General features: G+C 70.5%; 17 protein-coding genes. 4 read left to right on the top strand and 13 right to left on the bottom strand.

The genetic code is table 11. From position 1 onward, the window contains the following. Positions 1 to 33: 33 nt before the first annotated feature. The 12 genes from LCG91_RS02295 to LCG91_RS02240 form a co-directional block, all read right to left on the bottom strand. Positions 34 to 1,455, bottom strand: coding sequence for a hypothetical protein (locus LCG91_RS02295; protein WP_224442345.1), 1,422 nt, complete (start codon positions 1,453 to 1,455; stop codon positions 34 to 36). A 20-nt stretch (positions 1,456 to 1,475) separates the two neighbouring features. Then, on the bottom strand, positions 1,476 to 2,588 hold the full coding sequence (locus LCG91_RS02290; protein ID WP_152999016.1) for a glycosyltransferase: 1,113 nt from the start codon (positions 2,586 to 2,588) through the stop codon (positions 1,476 to 1,478). Continuing rightward, entirely contained in the window at positions 2,585 to 3,646 is a 1,062-nt protein-coding gene (gene wecB / locus LCG91_RS02285) for a non-hydrolyzing UDP-N-acetylglucosamine 2-epimerase (protein WP_202596765.1), read from the bottom strand. Before wecB ends, LCG91_RS02290 begins: the two co-directional genes overlap by 4 nt. 5 nt (positions 3,647 to 3,651) lie before the next feature. Further along, complete coding sequence (locus LCG91_RS02280) at positions 3,652 to 4,920, bottom strand: glycosyltransferase family 4 protein (protein WP_058728686.1); 1,269 nt, start codon at positions 4,918 to 4,920, stop codon at positions 3,652 to 3,654. After that, positions 4,917 to 5,555, bottom strand: a complete 639-nt coding sequence (locus LCG91_RS02275; protein WP_058728685.1) for a sugar transferase — start codon at positions 5,553 to 5,555, stop codon at positions 4,917 to 4,919. Before LCG91_RS02275 ends, LCG91_RS02280 begins: the two co-directional genes overlap by 4 nt. Next, a complete protein-coding gene (locus LCG91_RS02270; RefSeq protein ID WP_224443192.1) occupies positions 5,552 to 6,406 on the bottom strand; it encodes a CpsD/CapB family tyrosine-protein kinase in 855 nt (284 codons plus the stop codon). The genes LCG91_RS02275 and LCG91_RS02270 overlap by 4 nt, the downstream gene beginning before the upstream one ends. Before the next feature lie 663 nt (positions 6,407 to 7,069). Beyond that, positions 7,070 to 7,510 carry a DUF3060 domain-containing protein gene (locus tag LCG91_RS02265; RefSeq protein ID WP_058728683.1) on the bottom strand — a complete coding sequence of 147 codons (441 nt, stop codon included), beginning with the start codon at positions 7,508 to 7,510 and terminating at the stop codon, positions 7,070 to 7,072. A 35-nt stretch (positions 7,511 to 7,545) separates the two neighbouring features. Beyond that, positions 7,546 to 8,772, bottom strand: a complete 1,227-nt coding sequence (locus tag LCG91_RS02260) for a lipopolysaccharide biosynthesis protein (RefSeq protein WP_058728682.1) — start codon at positions 8,770 to 8,772, stop codon at positions 7,546 to 7,548. A 46-nt stretch (positions 8,773 to 8,818) separates the two neighbouring features. Then, positions 8,819 to 10,114, bottom strand: coding sequence for a nucleotide sugar dehydrogenase (locus LCG91_RS02255; protein WP_058728681.1), 1,296 nt, complete (start codon positions 10,112 to 10,114; stop codon positions 8,819 to 8,821). Further along, entirely contained in the window at positions 10,111 to 11,133 is a 1,023-nt protein-coding gene (locus LCG91_RS02250; protein ID WP_058728680.1) for a Gfo/Idh/MocA family protein, read from the bottom strand. The genes LCG91_RS02255 and LCG91_RS02250 overlap by 4 nt, the downstream gene beginning before the upstream one ends. Next, positions 11,133 to 12,251 carry a DegT/DnrJ/EryC1/StrS family aminotransferase gene (locus tag LCG91_RS02245; RefSeq protein WP_058748523.1) on the bottom strand — a complete coding sequence of 373 codons (1,119 nt, stop codon included), beginning with the start codon at positions 12,249 to 12,251 and terminating at the stop codon, positions 11,133 to 11,135. Before LCG91_RS02245 ends, LCG91_RS02250 begins: the two co-directional genes overlap by 1 nt. Then, positions 12,248 to 12,877: an acyltransferase gene (locus LCG91_RS02240; RefSeq protein WP_058728678.1), complete on the bottom strand. Its 630-nt coding sequence runs from the start codon at positions 12,875 to 12,877 to the stop codon at positions 12,248 to 12,250. Before LCG91_RS02240 ends, LCG91_RS02245 begins: the two co-directional genes overlap by 4 nt. Positions 12,878 to 12,980: 103 nt before the next feature. On the opposite strand from LCG91_RS02240, the gene LCG91_RS02235 reads away from it, so the two are divergent. From LCG91_RS02235 to LCG91_RS02225, 3 genes are read left to right on the top strand one after another with little or no spacing between them, the layout of a single operon-like run. Next, on the top strand, positions 12,981 to 14,111 hold the full coding sequence (locus tag LCG91_RS02235) for a DegT/DnrJ/EryC1/StrS family aminotransferase (protein ID WP_152999015.1): 1,131 nt from the start codon (positions 12,981 to 12,983) through the stop codon (positions 14,109 to 14,111). Beyond that, entirely contained in the window at positions 14,108 to 14,743 is a 636-nt protein-coding gene (locus LCG91_RS02230; RefSeq protein ID WP_058728676.1) for a NeuD/PglB/VioB family sugar acetyltransferase, read from the top strand. The genes LCG91_RS02235 and LCG91_RS02230 overlap by 4 nt, the downstream gene beginning before the upstream one ends. Positions 14,744 to 14,783: 40 nt before the next feature. Continuing rightward, positions 14,784 to 15,845, top strand: coding sequence for a UDP-N-acetylglucosamine 4,6-dehydratase family protein (locus tag LCG91_RS02225; RefSeq protein ID WP_411955822.1), 1,062 nt, complete (start codon positions 14,784 to 14,786; stop codon positions 15,843 to 15,845). A gap of 61 nt (positions 15,846 to 15,906) precedes the next feature. Here LCG91_RS02225 and LCG91_RS02220 read toward each other — a convergent pair whose 3' ends face one another. After that, positions 15,907 to 17,040 carry a right-handed parallel beta-helix repeat-containing protein gene (locus LCG91_RS02220; RefSeq protein WP_161968376.1) on the bottom strand — a complete coding sequence of 378 codons (1,134 nt, stop codon included), beginning with the start codon at positions 17,038 to 17,040 and terminating at the stop codon, positions 15,907 to 15,909. A 361-nt stretch (positions 17,041 to 17,401) separates the two neighbouring features. Here LCG91_RS02220 and LCG91_RS02215 point away from each other — a divergent pair, with 361 nt between their 5' ends. Beyond that, complete coding sequence (locus LCG91_RS02215; RefSeq protein WP_224442343.1) at positions 17,402 to 18,340, top strand: ankyrin repeat domain-containing protein; 939 nt, start codon at positions 17,402 to 17,404, stop codon at positions 18,338 to 18,340. The last annotated feature ends 221 nt before the right edge of the window (positions 18,341 to 18,561 follow it).

Genomic DNA, 18,561 nt, shown 5'->3' with positions numbered 1-18,561 from the left:
CGGGGCCGCCTCGCCGTCGTGGGCGAGGCGCGACTACGCCGGTGGCCCCTCACCTGCATCCCGGTCGAACCAGCGCCAGCCGCGGCGAGGCATCACCGCGACCAGGACGGTCCCCACGAGCAGGCCGTGCGACAGCATGGCGGTCAGGATCGACGTGTTCGACAGGGTGACGGCACTCATCACCACGAGCACGCCGACGACCGACGCCGGCACCCCCCTGCTCCACCGGTCGAGACACCGGAGCCACACCGCGAGCACCGCCGCGATGACGAAGAGGCCGACGGTCCCGAGGTTCGCGTACCCGTCGGCGAAGAGGTTCGCGTTGGCGTTCACCTGCGACCCGGGGAGCATGTACTGCCCGATGGTCTTCGTCGGTGTGACATCGTACGGAGACGTCACCCACAGCCGTGTGAAGGACTTCGCCCAGAGCGCGACCGGGTGGTCCGAGAAGTAGTCCGCGTACACCGAGGTCAACAACCCGGGCGTCACGATGAACCGCCGGGAGAACAGCGAGGTCCACGTGATGCTGCCCTGCAGGAGGTCCACGCCGGCACTGACGAGCATGAGGAGCACCGGACCCAGCAGGAGCGGTGCCCCTGACCGGGGCCGTCGACGACGGAGTACCACGGCGATCGCGATCATCGCGGGGATCGAGAAGAGCACGGTCTTGAAACCGGTCGTAGTGTAGATCACGAACTGCCCGAGCAACGCCAGGACGACGAGCGGCCACGTGCGACGGGCGAACGCGCGGATCAGGACGTAGACGTTGACGACGTACGCCTGACCGCTCAGCAGGTAGCCGAGCGGGCCGCCGGCGGAGAGGTCGTCCGCGTAGGCCGCACGGACGTCGTACACGTCGTCGAGGGCGACGAAATGCAGGCTGAAACCGGTGGTCACCGCCATGACCCCGTAGGTCGCCGCCGAGTACACCGCGCAGAGCACCCACGCGAGCGCGTTCCGGTCGACGACCCGGGAGCCGATCCGCACGGTGTCCAGCGCGGTCCCTCCACCGTCCACGGCCGGAGCCTGCTGGAGATCCTCGGAGCCGACGCGGTCTCCGCCCCACCCGACCGCGACGGCCGCGGCCGCGAACGCCGTCGCGAGCAGCAGCGCGAACCGCATCGCTTCGATCGACGTCAGGTACCCGGTGTAGCCGGGCATGAGGATCGCCGGAGCGACGCAGACGCCGAACAGCATCCACAGCACGATGTCGGAGGCGCGGGTGATCCGCGCTGGGAGCAGCAACGCCACCACCACGGCGACCAGGGTCGCGAGCACCTGGTCCTGCCAGGGCTGCGGCACCACGGTGTAGCCGGCGTAGGCGAACGGGCCGGAGATCAAGCCCGTGTAGACCGCGTGCAGGGTCGCGGCGTAGACCACGACGACAGCGGCGAGGGCCGTCGGTCGTGCGAGCGCCGCGGCTGCGCGGAACCCGGATGCGTGCGTGACACCCACGTCTCGGGCACTCGCGACCGTCACCGGGCCGGGTCCCCGAGGAGGGTCCGGTACATCTCCACGAGGACCCGTTCCTCGTGGTCCCACCGGAACTGCTCCCGAGCCGCCGCAGCTGCGGCGGCCCCGTGTCGGGCGAGGAGCTCGGGGTCCGTCGCGTAGTCGGCGATCGCGCGCGCCACAGCTGCCGGATCGGTGGGGTCCACGAAGGTGACACAGTCGTATCCGCACAGCATGCGCCTCCAGAGCGGGAAGTCCGACGCGACGATCGCCAGCCCGGCCGCCATGTTCTCGAACAGCTTGGTCGGGAGGCAGTCGAGGTGAGCAGACGTCGGCAGGAGGGTGACCACCCCGATGCTCGACGACGCGAGCAGGTCCCGCGCCGCGCCGGGTGAGACCTGTCCGTGGAGTTCGACCCGACCACGCTCGACCCCTCGGTCGAACCGGTCGACGAGCGCCGCCGGACGGATCGGTCCGGCCAGACGGAGACGCCAACCCTCGGGGAAGGACGGGTGCACGACGGCCTGCGCGAGGACCTCTGCGCCGCGGCCGACGTCGAGCGCGCCCACGAAGGCGATGGTGGGTTGACGGTCGTGGGCCTGCTCGTCGTCCTCTCGCAGGCGAGGGAAGTTGCGCACGAGGACGGTCTTGCGCCCGTCGAACCGATCGCCGATCGTCTCGGTCGCAGCGACGACACGGTCCGCTGTCCCGGAGACGTGGACGACCACGCGTGCGAGCACCCGCGCGAGTGCCGTTCCGACGCGACCGAGGTAGGCCTTCGTGCGCACCTGGTTCGGCAGGTCCTCGTGGGCGTCGAACACCACGCGACGGCCGAGCAGACGGAGGAGCGGGATGCCCCACACGAGTTCGGGGTCGTGAAGGTGCATCACCCTCGCACCACTGCGCCACCCGAGCCAGAGCGCCTGCGCGGAGCTCAACAGCACCCGTGCCGAGCGACGTCGACGAGGAACGGTCCGGACCTGGACCCCGGTGTCCGGCACGTCGAGGTCGCTCTCGACCGCGACGAGGAGGACCCGCCATCCGGCGGCAGCGAGCCCCGCTGCCTCGCGGAGGTGCACGCGGTTGTCCGTCCACGGGTGCGCACTCGAGATGTGCGCGATGTCCACGCGGCTCATCGAGCGGCCCCCGCGAGCTCGAGCACCTCGTCCGCGACGCGATGCGCGCTGTGTCCGTCTCCGTACGGTGTCGCACCGGTCACCGGTGTCGCGAGGTCGTCGAAGGCTGTCCCGATCATCGTCGGGTCGTCACCGACGAGGGCGTTCCACCCGAGGTCGACGGTCTCGACCCACTCGGTCTCGCTCCGGACGGTGACGGTCGGGCGCTGGAGCAGGAACGCCTCCTTCTGCAGTCCGCCGCTGTCGGTGACGACCCCGACGCTGTCGCGCACGGTCCGGACGAGCTCGGGGTAGCTCACGGGGTCGGCGACGACGAGACCGGCCCGGTCGAGGAGCAACCGGTGTCGCGCAGCGCTGGCCCGCAACCGCGGGTGCGCGAGCAGCAGTACGGGGCGGCCCACGGACGACAACCCGTCGAGCACAGCCGACAGCCGCTCCGGGTCGTCAGTGTTGGCAGGACGATGAAGGGTCGCGACGACGTAGGGGTCGGTCCCGATCTCGGCCGGGAGGCGCGGCGCGGTCCCGGCGACCGCGTCACGGACCGCGAAGAGCACGTCCGTCATCACGTCGCCGACGAGTCGGCTCCGCTCGCCGAGACCCTCGCGCTCGAGGTGCGTCATGGCGGCCGCGGTCGGCGCGAGGCACCGGTCGACGGTGTGGTCGGTAGCGATCCGGTTGATCTCCTCGGGCATCGTCCGCGCGAACGACCGGAGTCCGGCCTCGAGGTGCACCGTCGGGATGTGCAGCTTCACGGCTGCCAACGCACCGGCAAGGGTAGAGTTCGTGTCACCGTAGACGAGCACCGCGTCCGGTCGCTCGGCGCGGCACACCGCTTCGAGTCGTTCGAGCATCCGACCGGTCTGCGCGCCGTGGGTCGCAGACCCCACCTCGAGCTGGTGCGCCGGCTGCGGGATCGCGAGGTCGGCGAAGAACACGTCCGACATCGCCGGGTCGTAGTGCTGACCGGTGTGCACGATGACGTGCTCGCACCGGCCGGCGAGCGCACGCGCCACCGGGGCGAGCTTGACGAACTGTGGACGTGCGCCGACGACGCTCATGATCTTCACGGTCGGGTCTCCTTCTGCAGCGATGTGGGCGGGATGGGATCCGGGGGAGCGAGTCCGTCGAGCACGTCGGCGAGCCGCTCCGTGAGCACCGGGTAGGTGTACGCGGCATCGAGACGCTTGCGAGCACGCTCTGCGAGGGCCGCTCGGTCCTCGCGCCGCATGCGCACGACCGAAGCGATGCCCTCGGCGAGCGCCGCCGGATCGTCCGCGTCCACCGCGACGCCGGTCCGGTCGTCGAACACGGGCACGGGCCCGGCGGCGCCGATCACGACGGGACGTCCGATCCGCGCGTACTCGAACAACTTGTTGAAGGCGACACCCCAGCGGTAGAGCGGCAGATCACGCATGTTCGCCACGAGGCAGTCCGAGGCGCGACCGACGGCACGGGCTTTCTCCTGCGGAAGGCGACCGGTGAACTCGATGCTGGATGCCGCTGGGCTGGCTGCTGCTCTCCGTCGGAGACCGTCGAGCGCGGGGCCGTCACCGACCACCCGGAGCCGGACACGGACGTCGAGCCCGGTGATCGCCGGCTGCGACATCGCGTCGACGACGGCCTCGAGAGCGTTGGCTCGGCCGACGGTGCCGAGATAGGTGACGACGAACTCGCCCGGTCCGTGCTCGACCGGAGCGACGTCCCTGCAGGGCGCAGCGCTCGTGCCGTTCGAGATCCACGTGCAGGGCACGGTGGCGTCGAAGCGTGCGTAGTACTCACCGGCACCGGCGAGGGGGGACACGACGGCATCCGCCCGACGAAGCAGGGCGCGCTCGACGATGCGGAGTGCCCGCACCGGCAGCGATCCCTCGGACAGGCCGCCGAGGGCGATGAGGGTCTCGGGCCACAGGTCGCGCGGTTCGAACACGAAACGGGCGCCGGTCCGGCGCGCCAGCACCGCGGCGGCCAGGGCCGCGATCGGGTGGAACGAGCTCCCGACCACCACGTCCGGGCGAGGCAGGCCCCGCAGCACACCGGGCACGAGCAGCAGCGCACTGAAGACCGCCATGTCGAGCACACGTCCGATGGGACCGCCGTAGCGACGGCCCCGTACCCGGACGACCTCGTGGGTGCCCGCATCGCGACGCTCGCGCACGGTGAGACCGCGCAGTGTCTGCCGTCCGGACGGGTGCACGGTACTCGATCCAACGAGCACGGCGTGCCATCCGTGGGCGCCGAGGAGGCGTGCGAACTGCTCGTGCCGGGAGGTCCGACCGTCGCGCTCCGACTCTGCGACGTAGTGGTTCACGAACCACACGACGCGGCCGCTCACCGGACGCTCGCCTCGGGTCGGAGTTCGTGCATGGTCGCGCAGTCCGCGGCGCGGACGCCGCGGGCAGTCGCCACCACGACTGCCGTGCGGGCCAGGATCCGGAGGTCGAGGAGGACGGACTGTCGATCGACGTACTCGATGTCGAGCCGGAAGCGGTCCTCCCAGCCCAGGGCGTTGCGTCCGTGCACCTGCGCCAGACCGGTCAGGCCCGGACGCACCTCGTGTCGCCGGTGCTCGGTGGAGGTGAACCGTTCGCGGTAGGTGGTCGGCAGCGGGCGCGGACCCACGAGGCTCATCTCGCCGCGCAACACGTTCACGAGGCTGGGGAGCTCGTCGAGACTCGACGCCCTGAGGAAGCGCCCGAGACGGGTGAGTCGATCGGCGTCGGTCACGAGACCGTGCGCCGGGTCGGGGTGGTGCATCGTGCGCAGTTTGAGCATGGTGAACGGCACGCCGTGCTCCCCGAGGCGTTCCTGGCGGAACAGGACGGGCCTCCCGAGGCGGACGGCGACGAGCACCACGGCGATGCTCAACGGGACCATCGCGACCAGCAGCAACGACGACCCGACGAGGACGTCGAGGAGCCGCTTCGTCCGGGAACCCCGGAGACCGCAGACGTGCTCCGCGGCGGTCACGCTGCCCGCCTCCGCTTCGGCATGCGCGCTCCCACGCTCCGAGCGACCGGCTGCGCGCTGTAGGCGTACTCGGCGTAGCGGTCCTTCCCCGCACGGCTGCGGGTCATCGTCACGACGGCGCCCTGCACCGCGGCCCCGACGGTCCGCAGTGACTCGATCGACGCGGAGACGTCGGCACGGCGGACACGACCGGAGGCGACGACGAGGAGCATGTTCTGCACGGAAGCTGAGACGAGAGCCGCGTCGCTCACCGAGCCGAGCGGCGGTGTGTCGACCAGGACGTAGTCGAACTCCTCGGAGACCGACTCGATGAGCGCAGCGAAGGCGGGCGAGCCGAGCAGCTCGCTCGGGTTCGGCGGGATCGTCCCGGCCGGGAGCAGCTGCAGTCCGGAGGTCCCCCACGGCTGGAGGACGTCCTCGAGCTCAGCTCTGCCGATGAGCAGGTCCGACAGCCCGACGCTGCCCTCGACCCCCATGACGTTCGCCAGGTTCGGGCGCCGGAGGTCGGAGTCGATGACCACCGTCCGCTGGCCGCCCTCGGCGAGTGCCACCGCGAGGTTGGCGATCGTCGTCGTCTTGCCCTCGGCGGGTCGAGAGCTCGTGATGGCGACCGTCCGGGCACCCTGCGGACGGGACGAGAGGAACTGCACGTTCGTCCGCAGGCTCCGGAACGCCTCCGCGCGAACACTCGCACGCTCGTCGCGCAGGATGAGGGGGGCGCTTGGTCGCCTCCTGATCGAAGCCGATCTCGCCCAGCACCGCGAGGTCCCACAGCGACTGGACCTCCTCGCGACCGCGGACCTTCGTGTCGAGGGACCACCAGAGGAAGGCGGCGAGCGCGCCCACGGCACCACCGATCAGCGCGCCCAGGGTGACGTTCGCGGTCGTGCGGGGCTCCACGGGGGTGGTCGGTACGGTCGGCGGCGAGGTCTCGGTCACCCCCACGCCGGTACCCGCGGCGTCGGCGTTGGCGTCGAGGCGCTGTTCGACGACCTGCGTGAAGCTGCGCGCGACAGCCTCGGCGAGCGCAGCAGCGCGTCGTGGATCAGGCGACGTGACGGAGATCTCCATCACCACGCTGCCGGTCGGCGAGGTGGCCGAGACCGCCCCGGCGAGCGCACCGGCGGACGTCGACAGTCCGAGTTCCTCGATCACCGGGTCGAGGACGATCGGTTGCGACACGAGGTCGAGGTACGACCGGATGCGCTGCTGCGCGGCGTTCGAGCCCTGCGCGAGTTCGAGTGCCGACGTCTCGGCGTCACCCCCGACGGACACCCAGAGCTTCGTGGTGGCCCGGTACTGCGGCGTGACGGTGGCGGACAGGGCCATCGCCGCCACGCACCCCAGCAGGATGCCGGCGACGACGATGTACCACCGTGAGAGGAGCGCTCTGAAGAGCGGAGTCACCGGTGTCTTCCTTTCGAGAACGGGTGGACGGCGATGCACGGATCGGCATCGCTGGTGGGCACGGCGGTCCTGGACGGGGCGGCGGTCGACCCGCCGCCCCGTCGACGTCACCGCGCCGAGACGGTGTTCCCCTCGCCCTCGTCGCTCACCTCGGGCGCCGCACCGGTGTACGTGACGGTGTTGCCCGATCCGAGGACGGCGATCTTCTCGACACCGGGGTCGCCGATCGTGACGGTCGCGTTGCTCGCTTCGACCGTGAGCACCTTGACCGCGCCGAGCTCGTACGACTGATCGGACGTGATGATGTTGATGCCGTCGCAGTCGACGACGTGCACCGGCTCGTCGGAGTGGTCGACGGACACCTGAGCCGCGCCGTCGATGCACTCGTTGTAGGTGACCTTCGCGGATGCGGAGGCATTCGGCTTCGAGGACGCCGAGTCGGTCGGTGTCGGGGACTGGTCGCCACCGGAGCAGGACGAGAGCAGGATCGCGACGAGCGCGACGCCCGCTGCTGCGGTGGTGGTCCGGAAGACAGGTCGGAGGGACATGGGGTTCCTTTCAGGATGAGATCGAGCGGAGGAGTTCACCGCGCTGCGTCGTGCCGACGAGCCGCGGTGACGACGAGCACCCAGAGCACCGCGTAGGCGGTGGCCGCGAGCGCGACGTACGTCGTGAGGAGCAAGGGGGTGCTCGCCCCGGCGGAGACCGCCACGACGAGACCACCGGTGACGAGGAACGTCCGTCCGATGTCCCAGCTCAGCTGCGTGGCCTGGCGCTCGAGCAGCGGGAGCACCTGGGAGACGGGAGACGTGACGAGTTGGAGGGCGTGGACGACGACGAGGAGGCGAGCGAACTCACCAGCCGCTCGCCAGCTCTCTCCGAAGACCAGGGCGAACAGCTCGGGGCCGGCGACCGCCACGACCACGGAACCAGCGAGCGCCGGGACGAGGAGCCGTGTGGAGGTCCGCACGACCAGGGGCAGCAGATCGCGATCGGTTGCGCGGAGACCTTCCGCGAACTGTCCTGCGAAGGACTGTGCGACCGCCTCGGCGACGACTCCGACCGGTGTCGCGATGACTCGGACGCTGAGACCGACGAGTCCGGCGACCACGACACCCTGACCCGCGGCGATGACGAGCCAGGGGAGCTGCTGTCCCACCACGTTCATCAACGCCGAGCCGGGTGTGTACCAGACGAACCGACGGTAGCGGCGGAGCGTGGCGCGCAGCACGCGGAGCGGTACGGGGCCTCGTCCGTCGTCTCGACGCGGCCTGTTGCCGCTACCCAGGCTCGCCACCAACCGACCGACCGTGGGCGCGACCATCAGTCCGAGCGCACCCGTCGGAGCGAGGACGACCCCGCTCGCCACCTGGACGATGCCTTGCAGGGCGTTGCGCTTCGCGATGCGACCGTACGCTCGGGACCTCGTCAGGAGGGCGGCGACGACCCGCTGGACACCGATCGCCGCTGCACCGCACGGGATGACCCACCACAGGTCGGCCAGAGCCGGCGCGGAGAAGCGTTCGACGAGTTCGCCGCGTCCGAGGTACGCGACGAGCGCGACCACGATCGAACAGACCACCAGCGATGCGGCGGCGGACTGCGCGAGCGCATGGGCACCGGTGTCGCTCCGGGGCAGTGGGACCGCTCGCTCCAGGCCGAGTGTGACGACGGCGCCGATGATCGCCGTCGTGCTCGTGACCACCGCGAGCGTCCCGAAGTCGGACGGCGTGTACAGCCGGGTCAGCAGGGGCGACCCGAGGAGGACCACCCCCTGTCCGATCACACTGCCGGACAGGATCTGGCCCACCCCTGAACGCCAGGGCCGCCACGAGCCGGGAGTGCGGTGTGCCACGTCAGCCACGCGGCGGCGCACCGATGACACGCAGAGCGCATCGCCACGATGCCGCGTCCAGCGCGCGCCGTCCGTCGACGACGGCCAGGACCCCTGGGACGTCGTCCGAGGTCCAACTCCGGTACTCGGCGTGGTCGCTCTGCACGATCACCCCGTCGGCGTGCTCGCCACGGCGCGCCGGACGGAGACCGAGTGACTCGAGTTCCCGCGGTGTGTACAGCGGGTCGTGCACGGACACCTCGGCCCCGTGAGCGACGAGCGCCTCGACGGTCGGGAACACCCCGGAGAAGGCGGTCTCCTTCACGCCGCCTCGGTACGCAGCACCGAGGACGAGCACACGTCGCGAGCTCAGGTCGCCGAGTTCGGCTCGGAGGAGCTCGACGGCGTGCAGCGGCATCGTCTCGTTGCGTGCCCGTGCGGCGCGCACGATCGTCGCGTCCGCGTCGTTCCAGAGGTACAGCCGTGGGTAGACCGGGATGCAGTGCCCGCCGACGGCGATACCGGGCGTGTGCAGGTGGCTGTACGGCTGCGAATTGCACGCCTGGATGACCTGCTCGACGTCGACCCCCGCCCGCTCGGCGAACCGGGCGAACTCGTTGGCGAGCCCGATGTTCACGTCGCGGTAGGTGGTCTCGGCCAGCTTCGCCATCTCCGCAGCTTCTGCCGATCCGAGGTCCCACACGCCGTTCGGCCGCGGCAGGTCGTCCCGGTCGTCGAACTGCAGGACGGACTCGTAGAAGGCGACGGCGCGCGCCGCACCCCGATCCGACAGCCCGCCGACGAGCTTCGGGTAGCGCCGGAGGTCCGCGAAGACGCGCCCTGTCAGCACTCGTTCGGGAGAGAACACGACGTCGAAGTCGCGTCCCTCGACGAGCCCGGAGCGCACCTCGAGCCGTGGTGCCCACCGGCCGCGGGTCGTCCCCACGGGCAGGGTCGTCTCGTACGCGACCAGGGTGTCGGGGGTGAGGAGGTCACCGAGGGCGTCCGTCGCGGCGTCCATCCAGTCGAAGGCCGGCGAGCCGTCACCGTCGACGAAGAGCGGTACGACGACGACGATCGCGTCCCGGTCGGGTACCCCTCGGGAGTAGTCGGTCGTGGCACACAGTCGTCCGGCCGCCACGACTTCGGACAGTGCGGTGTCGAGGTCCGCTTCGCCGGGGAAGGGCACGGTGGCTGCGTTGACCGCGTGGACGACGCGTTCGTCGACGTCGATCCCGACCACGTCGTGGCCGGTCGTCGCGTACTGGACGGCGAGCGGGAGACCGATCTTCCCCAGACCGATGACGCCGATCTTCATGCTGGTGTCCCTTCAGACTGATCGCTCGGCGCGATCGGGTGGACGATGCTGGACGTGCGTGCGGACTCGATCGCCGCCTCGGCGACACCGAGGGTGTGGAGACCGTCGCGGAGGGGAACGATGCGGCTGCGATCCCCCATGACCGCGTCACGGAAGGCCTCGTGTTCTGCGAGGAGCGGTTCCCGCTTGGCGAACGCGAAGCGGGTCATGGGCCCCTCGGACACGCCGCGGAACGCCGAGACGGCTTCCCACTCAGTGGCGACCGTCCCGTTCTCGTGGAACCACAGGTCTCCGGAGAGCGTGTCGGCGACGAACGATCCACCTTCACCGGTCACGATCGTCACGCGTTCCTTGAACGGCGTCAGCCAGTTGACGAGATGGTTCGTGACGGTGCCGTCGGCGAGCGTGCCGGAGATCGCGACGAGGTCTTCGTGCTCGCGGCCGCTCTTGTGGGCGGCCTGGGCGAAGAGCCGGACGAACGGACTCCCGAGCAGCCACGAGGTCAGGTCGATGTCGTGTGTTGCGAGGTCCTTCACCACACCGACGTCCGCGATCCGGGCGGGGAACGGACCCTGTCGTCGGGTGACGACCTGGTACACATCGCCGAGCTCGCCGGCGTCGAGGCGGCGCCGGAGTTCCTGGAGGGCGCTGTTGTACCGCTCGATGTGTCCGACAGCGCCGACCAGGCCGGCTTCGTCGAACCGGGCCACCATGCGAGCCGCTCCTGCGACGTCTGCCGCAACGGGCTTCTCGACGAGGCAGTGGACACCCGCGTCGGCAAGCTCGAGCGCGACGCTCTCGTGGGCCGACGTCGGGACCGCCACGACGGCCGCATCGATCCCGAGGCGGAGCATCTCGGCGGTCGATCGCACCACCGGGACGCCGTCAGCGACGCCGTGTCGGTCGCCGAGGTCGTCGGCGACGCCCACCAGTTCGACACCGGGCAGGGACCGCAGCACCCGGGCGTGGTGCCGCCCCATCATCCCGAGCCCGATCACACCGGTACGCACGGCACCCATCAGGCACCCGCCCGGGACAGTGCTTCGACACCTCGGACGACTCGGTCCAGCTGTCGCTTGGTCAGGGTCGGGTAGACCGGCAGCGCGAGCACTTCGCGGGCGGCGCGCTCGGTCTCTGGCAGGTCGAGGTCGAGGTCGAAGGACGGCAGCCGGTGCACCGGCGTGGGGTAGTAGACACCGGATCCGACGCCGTACTCGAGCTCGAGTGCCCGGGCGAAGCCATCGCGGTCCTCCGGCACCCGCACCACGTACTGGTGGAAGACGTGCTCGGCGCAGGGCGCGGTGACCGGCGTCTCGATCGTGGTGATCTCACGTGAGAGGTACGCGGCGTTCGCCTGCCGTTGCGCGGTCCAGCCGAGGACCTTCCGGAGTTGCACGCGTCCGATGGCGGCGTGCAGTTCACTCATGCGCAGGTTGAACCCGACCACCTCGTTCTCGTAGCGGCGTTCCATGCCCTGGTTGCGGTAGAGCCGGAGGAGGCGGTCGAGGTTCGCGTCGTCGACGGTGATCATGCCGCCTTCGCCCGCGGTCATGTTCTTGGTCGGGTAGAGGGAGAACGCACCGGCGATCCCGAAGGTGCCCACGGCACGTCCGCGCCACCGCGCTCCGTGTGCCTGCGCAGCATCCTCGACGACGGCGAGTCCGTGCGAGGACGCCAGCGCCCCGATCGCCGTCATGTCGGCCGGGTGACCGTACAGGTGCACCGGCATGACGGCGGCGGTCCGCGACGTGATCGCTGCACGAACAGCCGCGGGCGACATGCAGTACGTGTCGGGATCGATGTCGACGAAGACAGGGGACGCGCCGACCAGTGCGACCGCGTTCGCAGTCGCGGCGAACGTGAACGACGGGACGATGACCTCGTCCTCCGGACCCACACCTGCGGCGAGCAGGGCGAGGTGCAGAGCGGAAGTCCCCGAGTTGACCGCGACAGCGTCGTGATCATCGACCAGGGTCGCGCCGAACTCGCGCTCGAACGCAGCGACCTCGGCGCCCTGCGCGAGCATTCCGCTCGCGAGCACTCCGTCGACGGCGCGACGCTCGTCGGTCCCTATGAGCGGCTTGGCTGCGGGGATGAAGTCGGACTCGGCGTCGACCGAGGCGATGAGGTCGGTCATGCGGAGACCTCACGGAGGGCGTCACCGTCGAGTCGGTACTCCGCGCCCGTCTCCGGACACGTGTGGAGGCCCTCGGCGTGGGCGACGAGGCGGTGGCCGGCTCGCCCCACCCATCCGATGCGGCGCGCCGGCACACCCGCCATGAGCGCGAAGTCGGGCACGTCACTCGTCACGACGGCGCCGGCAGCGATCATCGACCAGGATCCGATCGACGAGGGCGCGATGCACACCGCACCCGCTCCGATCGACGCGCCGTCGCCGACCGTCACTCCCACGGGCTTCCAGTCGTCCGCCGTCTGAACCGAGCCGTCAGGCCGGACAGCACGGGGGGTCCGGTCGTTCGTGAACACGACACCCGGCCCGATGAACACGCCGTCACCGATCACCGCAGGCTCGTACAGGAGCGCGCCGTTCTGGATCTTGCACCGGGCTCCGATGCGTACGCCCCTCGCCACGGTGGCGCCGCGTCCGACGACGGTCTCCGCCCCGATCGTGACGTCCGGTTCGACGTGCGTGTCGTCCCAGACGCGCGTTCCCAGACCGAGTCGAGCAGTCGAGGCGACGACGGCGCGCCGTGCGATGAACGGCGGTGCGGATGGAGCAATCAGGTCGGATCCTTCGGGCATGGGTTCTCCATTCGATAAGCGGTCAACGTCCTACGTTCAGAGTACAACATATCAGTTGCTATCTCAAAACACATGCTCTGCCGGCACATGATATATTGAGAGCGTGACTCACTCGATCCTCCTTTCTCCTCCCGATGTGGGTCCCGACGAGGCCGCGGCTGTCGCCAGGGCCCTGGAGAGCGGATGGGTAGCGCCCGCCGGCCCGGACCTGACGGCCTTCGAACGCGAAGCCGCCGCACGCGTCGGGAGCCCACACGCAGTCGCTGTCTCCTCGGGGACGGCTGCCCTCCACCTCTCGCTCCTCGCGGCCGGGGTGGGCCCCGGCGACGTGGTGCCCACGTCGACGATGACCTTCGCCGCCACCGCGAACGCGATCCGGTACACGGGCGCCCGCCCGGTGTTCGTCGACTCCACGGACATCGACGGCAACATCGACGTCGTACTGCTGCGCTCGGTCCTGCGACGCCTGCGGGACGGTGGACAGCGCATCGGCGCGGTCGTCCCGGTCGACCTCCTCGGCCACGTCGTCGACTACACCGCGATCAGTGCCCTGTGTGACGAGTTCGAGGCCCCCTTCATCGCTGACGCAGCCGAGTCCTTCGGCTCCCTCCACCGCGGCAGGCCGGTCGGCTCGTTCGGGTTCTCGTCGTGCGTCTCGTTCAACGGGAACAAGATCATGACGACCTCGGGCGGGGGCATGGTCTTCACGGACTCCCCCGACGTCGCCGAACGACTGCGTTACCTCGCCACGCAGGCCCGACAGCCCGTCGCGCACTACGAACACACGGAGGTCGGCTACAACTACCGCCTGAGCAACGTGCTGGCGGCGCTCGGCCGCGCCCAGCTCCGCCGCCTCGACTCGATGATCGAGCGTCGACGCGCCGTCCGAACCGCGTACCGCGACGTGCTCGACCGGATCCCGGGCGTCCGCGTGCTCGGCCGGGTGTCGCAGGACCAGCACGAAAACTGCTGGCTCACGGCCGTGGTCGTCGATCCGGATCGGGCGGGATGGGCCGCATCCGACCTCGCACGGGCGCTGGCAGCGGCGGACGTCGAGAGCAGACCGCTGTGGAAGCCGATGCACCTCCAACCCGCACATGCAGGTGCGGACGCAGCGGTGACCGGTGTCGCGGAGTCACTGTTCCTCCGGGGGCTCGCCCTGCCGAGCGGGTCGTCCCTGTGCGACGACGACCTCGACCGCGTCCTCTCCGTGATCCGGAGCGTCGCAGGATGACCGGCGGAGGACCGATCACGATCATCGGAGGCGGTGGCTTCGGTCGCGAAGCTGCAGACGTCGCGCGTGCTGCTGGACGCGAGGTCCTCGGATTCGTCGACGACGCTCCGTCACCCGGAGCACTGCCGGTGCTCGCGCGGATGGACCTCGCTCACCTCGGAGACCTGACGACGTGGCTGACGACGGCCAGCGGTGCCTCGTACGTGATCGCGATCAACGATCCCGCCGTCCGCGCAGCCATCGATCAGCGCGCGTCCGCGGCGGGGGCGGTCGCAACGACGCTCGTCCATCCGTCGGCCTCCCTCGGCACACTCGTCGAACTCGGACCCGGCACCGTCGTCTGCGCGTCCGTCGTCATCGGGTCGAACGTGCGCGCCGGGCGACACGTGCACTGCAACCCCGGCGCAGTGGTCGGGCACGACGTCTCGCTGGGCGACCACGTCTCCCTCAATCCTCGTGCAACCGTGTCCGGCGCGGTGTCGATCGGTGCCCGGACCCTGGTCGGCGCAGGCGCCGTCGTCCTCCAGGAGCGCATCATCGGCCCGGATGCCGTGGTCGCCGCGAGCGCATGCGTCACCCGGGACGTCACGGGCCGCACCACGGTGGTGGGCGTACCAGCCCGGACTCAGTGACCCGTCACCCACCCTCGACCGCCTCAGCACCTGGAGCACCGTGAACCACTCCTTCAGACCGACCACTCCGGCCCGCCGGAAGCGCCTCGCGCTCGACGACATCGACATCCCGCGCCTGATCGGCCACACCTCATGCCCGAGCGACCTCGAACTCGCCGCTGACTTCCTCCGTGGGCGCCGGGTCCTCGTCACGGGCGCCGGCGGATCGATCGGCAGTGAACTCTGCCGACAGATCCGCCGGTTCGAACCGGCCGAGGTGATCATGCTCGACCGTGACGAGTCCGCGCTCCAGGCTGTGCAGGTCTCGATCGCGGGGCACGGGCTGCTCGACACGCGCGACGTCGTGCTCGCCGACATCCGAGATCGAGCAGCCATCTCCGCCATCATGACCGAGCGCCGGCCAGAGGTCGTCTTCCACGCGGCCGCTCTGAAACACCTGCCGATGCTCGAGCAGTACCCGGACGAGGCGTGGAAGACGAACGTCGTGGGAACGCGCAACGTGCTCGAGGCAGCAGCCGCCGCACAGGTCCAGACGTTCGTCAACATCTCGACCGACAAGGCGGCGAACCCCACCAGTGTCCTCGGACGGACGAAGCGGCTGGGCGAGCGGTTGACCGCCTGGGCTGCGTCGACCACGGGCAACGACTACGTCTCGGTCCGTTTCGGCAACGTCTTGGGCAGTCGCGGATCCATGCTCCCACTCTTCGTCGAGCTCATCCAGTGCGGTCTCCCGGTCACGGTCACGCACCCCGACGCCACGCGGTACTTCATGTCGATCCCGGAGGCGTGCCACCTCGTCATCCAGGCGGGCGCGACTGCGGGCCCGGGAGAAGTCCTGGTCCTGGACATGGGAGAACCGGTCCGGATCCTCGACGTTGCGGAGAACCTGATCGCTGAACTCGACGCGGATGCGGACATCGTGTTCTCGGGACTCCGCCCAGGGGAGAAGCTCCATGAGGAACTCATCGGGGAAGGTGAGTCGGACGAGCGCCCGGTCCACCCGAAGATCTCCCATGCGTCGGTGCCACCGCTGTGCCCGACGGCCCTCGACGCAGAGCGGTGGGCGATCGACAGGGCCCCCGGCATCCGCGTCCCTGCCTGACCAACCGGCGCTGCCGCCCACGTCCGCGCGGGCAGCGCGCTCGGGGGGCACGGATGCCCCGTCAGCCGTCGCTGAACCGATCGATCGTGCCGCCACCGCCGACCGGTCGCGCGGCACCGGACCAGTCGTTCGCGAGGGCGGTGACGGTGCTTCCGGTGCCGCACACGAGGCCGACAGAACACAGCGTTCCGTCGGATGCCGGACGCACCCGCGTGGCCACCACCTGCGCGGACGTCCCGGCCGAGGAAGCCTCGATCGCAGCCGTCATCTGGGTCCGCTCCGTCCGTCTGAGTCCGGACACCGAGTTCCGTGTGACGATGACTGCGTCGTTGGAGTGGTAGAGGGAGATCGCAGCTCGCGCACACCTGTCCAGGTGGTTGTCGCTGAGCGTGAGGCCCCGGGTGAAGTAGGCGAGGATCCCTGCTTCGCGGGGTCCTCCGCCGTGGCCGACCACCTCGTTGCCCGTGACGACGGCATCGGTACGGTCGAGGTCGTCACCCAACCGACTTCCGGCTCCGCGGACGACGATCCCTGAGCCGGGCAGCAGGACCTCGTTGCGTTCTATCCGGTTGCGCGCGATCACGGCACGGTGGCTCCCGATCCGGTAGGACCGGTCGTCCGGATCCTTCGACGGCACGACGGCGATCCCCACTCGACAGTCCTGGACGGTGTTGTCGCAGATCGTCATGTCATCGCCCGAGTGCGTGTCGATGCCCTCCCACCGTCGGACGCCGGAGATCCGGTTCCGTTCGACACGGACGCGCGCACTCCGAGGGGCGGCCGAGAGATCGCATCGGTCGTCCCTCGAGACGATCACCCCGTAGGAGTTGACGTACCCGTCCGGCTGGTGGACGTCACGTACCTCGTTGTCGGCGACCTGCCCGTCGGTGCTCGAGAGCAGCATGATCCCCGCGTAGCCGAGATCGGTGACGGTGTTCCGCGCAACGACGAAGTCCCGGACGTGCTCGAACTGCAGCGCGTCGTACGAGAAGTCGCGCACCACGCAGTCCACGACGTGCACGTCCTCGAGCGGGTCCGCAGCGGTCCCGCGGACGTGCACACCCCGTCCGAGGCCCGCCGCCGTCGCACCCGCACCTACGAGGCGTGCACCGATGACCCTGACCGAACCGGTGAGTACCTCGATCGCGGTGGCGTCGCGCGTCATGGTGATGGACGACCCCGGCTCGAAGACCAAGGTCAGCGGACGGTCCACCACCAAGGGTGTCGACCGCGACCACGCGCCGCGGAGACGGAGGGTGGAACCCGGAGGAGCAGCCAGGACAGCACGCTCGAGATCGTCGTCGCTCACCCCTGGACCAGCGCCGTCGGAGCCGGACCGGTCAGGCGTGGTGGGACGCGTCGCATCCCGGGCATGGTCGACCACGAGGGTCACGCATGCTCCGACCGAATGGTGCAACAGGGACCGGCGAGAGAACCGCATGCGGTCACCCTCCCGCGGCAGCTCCGCCGCATCCGAACATTCCGCATGTCGGATGGCTGCCGCTGTTCGGACGGGAACGACACTCGGTGCTGCTCGGCCCGCTACCCTCGGACCCGTGCGATGGAGTCGAGTGGGCTGGCCCGGGGTCGGGTACGTCTCCCTCGAGGACGTCGAGGGCTACCCCGAACACCTCGCCCGCCTGGTCACCGACGCACCCCCGTCCGTCGCGGCCCTCGCCTCCGTGACGTGGAACGAGGCCCGCATCGCCGAGTGGCACGAGACCGTCGCCGCGACACCGTCCGGAGCCCCGGACACCGCCGGCATCGACGAGGCGCCCACCCGCACCGTCCGGGCCGCCGTGGTGGTCCGGAACGACGAGGTCCTCGACACCCCGGGCGGCCTGTGGCGCCGCTGGAACCACGCCCGCGTGACCCTCGAGTTCCACCGCGCCGTGCTCGAGCCCGCGGACACCGCACCCCTCGCCGTCACGGCCGGCGACGTGCAGGTCTCCCGCGGCGAGATCGCCCACGTCGACGCCGACGTCTGGGAACTCCGGCTCCTGCTCTCCCCCACCGGCGAGCTCGCGGTGCACTTCCGCGACATCGTGATCGAGGTCCGTCCCGTCGCCGAGTCGGCGTGGTCCGAGCTGCGGGAGCGCCCCGCCCACGGCTGGCACGGCCCGGTGCCGGACGGCTGGCTCGAGTGGGCAGCCCCGGCGGTGCGCGCAGCGGGTCACGGGGACGTCGGCGGGCTCTCGCTCGAGCTCGACGGGTTCGGCGCGGACCCGACCGGCATCGACGAGGTCGACCAGCGCTGGGGTTTCGCCCCGCTGCACGCGGCCGCCTGGTTCGACCGGCGCGGCACGACGGAGGCACTGATCGAGCGCGGCGCGGACGTTACCGTGCTCGACGCCGAGGGCCGCACGGCGCTCGACCTCGCCCGCGAGCGCGGGTCGCGCAAGGCGGAGGAGGTGCTGCTGGCCTGGTTCGACGCGCACGCCGTCGGCGAGGCGTACGTCGCCGACGACCCCTCGAGCGACGAGGCGACCCGCTGACGGTACCCGCGGCCCCGCGTGCCACGTCGGTGGAGCAGGAACTGTCGGGAGCGTCGGCCGGACTCGACGGTTGCTGCTCCACGACGGCGGAGCAGCAACCGCAGAACGCACGGGAGGCCCGTGGCGGATCCGCCACCCCTCCCTCGCGGGCTCGGTCGGCGCGCCCCGCGCAACGCTTCGCGTTGCCGCTGAGCGGGGCGCGCCCGTCCGACAGGGGGTCG

The sequence above is a fragment of the Curtobacterium sp. TXMA1 genome (genome assembly GCF_020162095.1).
GTDB lineage: Bacteria > Actinomycetota > Actinomycetes > Actinomycetales > Microbacteriaceae > Curtobacterium.
The sequence above is the reverse complement of the archived record's forward strand: the minus strand, read 5'-3'. Positions and strand labels throughout refer to the sequence as shown.

Excerpts from the sequence above, each read along its gene's own strand:
- LCG91_RS02250 (WP_058728680.1), bottom strand. The coding sequence starts at position 11,133 with ATGGGTGCCGTGCGTACCGGTGTGATCGGGCTCGGGATGATGGGGCGG.
- wecB (WP_202596765.1), bottom strand. The coding sequence starts at position 3,646 with ATGAGCGTCGTCGGCGCACGTCCACAGTTCGTCAAGCTCGCCCCGGTG.
- LCG91_RS02245 (WP_058748523.1), bottom strand. The coding sequence starts at position 12,251 with ATGACCGACCTCATCGCCTCGGTCGACGCCGAGTCCGACTTCATCCCC.
- LCG91_RS02230 (WP_058728676.1), top strand. The coding sequence starts at position 14,108 with ATGACCGGCGGAGGACCGATCACGATCATCGGAGGCGGTGGCTTCGGT.
- LCG91_RS02265 (WP_058728683.1), bottom strand. The coding sequence starts at position 7,510 with ATGTCCCTCCGACCTGTCTTCCGGACCACCACCGCAGCAGCGGGCGTC.
- LCG91_RS02255 (WP_058728681.1), bottom strand. The coding sequence starts at position 10,114 with ATGAAGATCGGCGTCATCGGTCTGGGGAAGATCGGTCTCCCGCTCGCC.
- LCG91_RS02240 (WP_058728678.1), bottom strand. The coding sequence starts at position 12,877 with ATGCCCGAAGGATCCGACCTGATTGCTCCATCCGCACCGCCGTTCATC.
- LCG91_RS02290 (WP_152999016.1), bottom strand. The coding sequence starts at position 2,588 with ATGAGCCGCGTGGACATCGCGCACATCTCGAGTGCGCACCCGTGGACG.